This window comes from Fulvivirga aurantia, assembly GCF_009711475.1.
GTDB classification, from domain to species: Bacteria; Bacteroidota; Bacteroidia; order Cytophagales; family Cyclobacteriaceae; genus Fulvivirga; species Fulvivirga aurantia.
In genome coordinates this window covers 1-4,314 of record NZ_SMMD01000585.1, presented here as the reverse complement: position 1 = coordinate 4,314, position 4,314 = coordinate 1, and the positions used below count along the sequence as shown (strand labels likewise).

The following is a 4,314-nucleotide window of genomic DNA, read 5'->3' as shown; positions in this document are numbered from 1 at the left end:
GTCGGCAAATAATATGAAAGAGATATATAAGAAGGCTGTTGCTGAAAAATTGGCCTATGAGAAAAATCTTATAGCCAAAGAACTACATAGCAACGGTATTCATTCGGTTCTAACAAAACCAGAAAATCTAAATGTCGACACAATCAACAAATATTTAGAGCTAAAATCACGAGGTTTAATATAGGATAATCGCTGTTTATGAAAACTGATTACTCTACTTGGCTGTTAAATTCTCATAATTTTCACAACACCGTCTGCCACTTATAAAAGTGTCCCTTTTAATAGCCGCAGATTTTTTTATGTTTACGTATGTTCGGTTTATTTAAAAGAAAAGATAAGAAGCCTGCACTTCCTGCACTTACAGACCTAAATAATCAACCTTTAAAGGAAGGAGATTTGGTTGAGGCCTTACGCTATAATCTGGGTCAATGTAAGTTAGTAGTAGAAGAAAACAGCTATTTCTATCAATCATTAGAAAATGGCCAGAAAACAAGTTGGTTGAAAATGATTGATGCTTCTACTGACACTCAAAAAGTGAAGAAAATAGATCATTAATCTAATCCTCTTCTACCATTTGCCACTCCAACTGCTTAATAAGGTCATGTACATTTTGCTCAATTTGCTTGAGTGACTCCGGAGCTCCGTGGTAATCAATTACTTTCTTTTCTTTGCCACCATACCTAAAGGTTGTAATTGTAGTCGGCATATCAGTGATATTTGAAGTATACTCATCCTTATACTCGAAAAAATTATTTTCCTTAAAGCTATCTAATATCTCGTGATATGTACTTTCTGGTATTTCACTGGTATAGGTTCCCTTCATACCGACATGCTGCCTTGCGTTGAGCACTACCCGCATATCGTCAAAAATCATAATCTCATAATCCGGACAGCTACCCATACAAGGTGTTTTTTGCATAACTACAACGGCCTCTTTTTCAGAGGGTATCTGTTGGCTTTTGCAATTGATTAAAACGATTGACAGTAATACTATTAGAACCTTTTTCATTTATTAAAGAATAGAATGCTTTTTGATTTTATAACAACCCTAAAGCTATAATTAACACTTCATAAAAATACTTAAAATACACGACTATTTTTTATCTACATCCGGTCAACTGCAAGGCTGGGACTCTCTAAAACGACTCTTTTCAAATTATCAGTACCTATACTTTAGGCTGTTCTTAAAAAAGAATTGAAAAATACCATCTACAGATGTCACACCACCCCTTTTTTGGTTTTGATTCTTATCATTTTAGTATAACTTTGTGCCAATTTGCGCAGAAGTCAATCTTTTAACCACTACTAATATTATTCCATGCCAAGAGATAGAAGTATTCGGTCCGTACTTATTATAGGTAGCGGGCCTATTGTTATTGGTCAAGCTTGTGAGTTCGATTATTCTGGATCCCAAGCGGCCAGGTCACTGAGAGAAGAGGGAATCGAAGTCACCCTCATCAATTCCAACCCGGCCACCATCATGACCGACAATGTCACTGCCGACAACATCTACCTCAAGCCCCTCACCAAAAAATCGGTCCGCGAAATTTTAGAAAAACATAATATTGATGCCGTTCTCCCAACCATGGGTGGACAAACTGCTTTAAACCTCGCTATAGATTGCGATAAAGCAGGCATTTGGGATCATTATGGTGTGAAAATTATTGGTGTAGACATCAACGCCATAGAAACCACCGAAGACAGGGAGAAATTCCGTCTTAAAATGCACGAGCTCGGTGTAAATGTGTGTAAAGGAGAGACTGCTACATCTTTCCTTCAAGGTAAAGAAATAGCACAAGAAATTGGCTTCCCACTTGTTATCAGACCTTCCTACACATTAGGAGGTTCCGGTGGAGGCTTTGTTCACTCGTATGACGAGTTTGAAAAAGCCCTGACTCACGGGCTTCATACCTCTCCAATTCATGAGGTTTTGATCGAGCAAAGTATTTTAGGGTGGAAAGAATATGAGGTTGAGCTTATCAGAGATAATGTAGGAAACATCATTATTATTTGCTCTATCGAAAACTTCGACCCGATGGGTGTACACACAGGAGATTCCATTACTGTAGCACCTGCCATGACCTTACCTGATACTGTTTATCAGGAAATGCGAAATCTGTCTAAGAAAATGATCAATGGCATCGGTAAATTTGCCGGTGGCTGTAACGTGCAGTTCGCAGTTAACCCTGAGAACGATGAAATTATCGGAATCGAAATAAACCCAAGGGTATCAAGATCTTCAGCCTTGGCGTCTAAAGCTACAGGTTATCCTATTGCTAAAATTGCAGCAAAACTCGCCATCGGATACAACCTCGATGAGCTTAAAAATGCAATTACGGGTACAACATCAGCCTTCTTTGAGCCTGCCATCGACTATACAATCGTAAAAATACCTCGTTGGAATTTTGATAAATTCCAGGGCTCAGACAGAAAACTTGGTTTGTCCATGAAATCTGTAGGTGAAGCCATGGGTATAGGTAGAAACTTCCAGGAGGCACTTCAAAAGGCTTGTCAGTCTTTAGAGATCAAAAGGAATGGATTAGGCGCAGACGGTAAAGAACTTAAAAAACAAGAAGAAATACTTTACAGCCTCGAAAACCCAAGCTGGAACCGATTATTTCACATATATGATGCCTTTAAATTAGGTATCCCTTTCAAGACAATCGAAAAGCTCACTAAAATCGATAAGTGGTTCTTGTCCCAAATCGAAGAGCTCATTCTACTTGAAAACGAAATTGAAAAGTATTCTATAGAGACCATTCCCGCACAGTTGCTACGCACGGCCAAAGAAAAGGGCTATGCAGACCGACAGTTGGGGCATTTAATGAAATGCTGGGAAAGTGAGGTATATAAGAAAAGAAAAGAACTTGGTATCAACCGTGTGTACAAACTGGTTGATACTTGTGCTGCTGAGTTTGAAGCTCAGACACCTTATTACTACTCTACTTTCGATCAGGAAAACGAATCACACTCGTCTGACAAAAAGAAAATTATCGTTTTGGGCTCAGGACCAAACCGTATAGGTCAGGGGATTGAGTTTGACTACAGTTGTGTACACGGTATACTAGCTGCCAAAGAGTGTGGCTATGAAACCATCATGATAAACTGTAATCCTGAAACAGTAAGTACAGATTTCGACATCGCTGACAAGCTTTATTTTGAGCCTGTTTTCTGGGAACATATTTATGACATCATAGAGCACGAAAAGCCTGAAGGCGTAATCGTACAGCTTGGTGGACAAACAGCACTTAAACTTGCTGAGAAACTTGAAAAATATGGGGTCAAAATCATAGGAACCTCATTTGAAGCACTAGATCTTGCCGAGGATAGAGGTAGCTTTTCTACCTTGCTTAAGGATAATGATATTCCTTATCCAAAATTTGGCGTGGCAGAGGATGCTGAAACAGCCCTCGAACTGTCAAAAGAACTAGGATTCCCTCTTTTAGTGAGACCTTCTTATGTGCTTGGTGGGCAAAGCATGAAGATTGTGATCAACGAGCAAGAACTTGAGTCACATATCATCGATATACTTAAGAAAATTCCTGGCAACAAGGTACTCCTCGATCACTTCTTAGATGGAGCCATTGAAGCTGAAGCAGATGCCATTTGTGATGGGGAAAATGTGTACATTATCGGAGTTATGCAGCACATCGAGCCGGCAGGTATTCACTCTGGAGACTCATACGCAGTTTTACCTCCTTATAACCTGGGCGACCTTGTGGTACAGCAGATTGAGACCTATACCAAAAAAATAGCTTTGGAGCTTAAGACGGTAGGGTTAATCAACATCCAGTATGCGATCAAGGATGATAAGGTTTATGTGATTGAGGCCAACCCTAGAGCGTCTCGTACTGTACCTTTCATTTGTAAGGCATACGATGAGCCTTATGTTAACTATGCTGTTAAAGTAATGCTTGGTGAGAAAAAGGTGACTGACTTTAAATTCAATCCGAAGAAAAAAGGATATGCGATTAAAGAGCCGGTATTCTCATTCGCAAAATTCCCTAATGTAAATAAAGAATTAGGGCCTGAGATGAAATCCACAGGTGAGGCTATCTACTTCATAGACGATCTTATGGATGATTATTTCATGAAAATCTACAGCGAACGAAACCTATACTTGAGTAGATAGGTTTATAAGGTAAAAAAGAAAAGGAATGCTAAAATTTCTGTTAATAACATTCTTAGTAGGTTATCTGATATTTAAGTTGTTAGGCTTTTTTTTCAAACTTGTTTTGAAGGGAGGCTCAGCAGCGAGCAACTCTGGACAGTACAATAGACAGAGGACTTATAACAAAAGTAAACCTACAGATG

At 39.0% G+C, this 4,314-nt stretch carries 3 protein-coding genes and 1 pseudogene; 3 read left to right on the top strand and 1 reads right to left on the bottom strand.

Annotation, left to right across the window (positions count from 1 at the left end; genetic code table 11):
- Together E1176_RS05095 and E1176_RS05090 are read left to right on the top strand one after the other, a co-directional pair.
- A pseudogene (locus E1176_RS05095) lies at positions 1-184 on the top strand (DUF58 domain-containing protein); the annotation flags it as partial.
- 125 nt (positions 185-309) lie between these two features.
- A complete protein-coding gene (locus E1176_RS05090) occupies positions 310-555 on the top strand; it encodes a hypothetical protein (RefSeq protein ID WP_155209486.1) in 246 nt (81 codons plus the stop codon).
- Between the two features lies 1 nt (position 556).
- Here the strand turns inward: E1176_RS05090 and E1176_RS05085 are convergent, their stop codons facing one another.
- Positions 557-1,009 carry a DUF6438 domain-containing protein gene (locus E1176_RS05085; RefSeq protein WP_155209485.1) on the bottom strand — a complete coding sequence of 151 codons (453 nt, stop codon included), beginning with the start codon at positions 1,007-1,009 and terminating at the stop codon, positions 557-559.
- A 309-nt stretch (positions 1,010-1,318) separates the two neighbouring features.
- On the opposite strand from E1176_RS05085, the gene carB reads away from it, so the two are divergent.
- On the top strand, positions 1,319-4,132 hold the full coding sequence (gene carB / locus E1176_RS05080; protein ID WP_155209484.1) for a carbamoyl-phosphate synthase large subunit: 2,814 nt from the start codon (positions 1,319-1,321) through the stop codon (positions 4,130-4,132).
- The last annotated feature ends 182 nt before the right edge of the window (positions 4,133-4,314 follow it).

Bases quoted from the DNA above. Each gene is read 5' to 3' on its own strand.
- E1176_RS05090 (WP_155209486.1), top strand. From the start codon at position 310: ATGTTCGGTTTATTTAAAAGAAAAGATAAGAAGCCTGCACTTCCTGCA.
- E1176_RS05085 (WP_155209485.1), bottom strand. From the start codon at position 1,009: ATGAAAAAGGTTCTAATAGTATTACTGTCAATCGTTTTAATCAATTGC.
- carB (WP_155209484.1), top strand. From the start codon at position 1,319: ATGCCAAGAGATAGAAGTATTCGGTCCGTACTTATTATAGGTAGCGGG.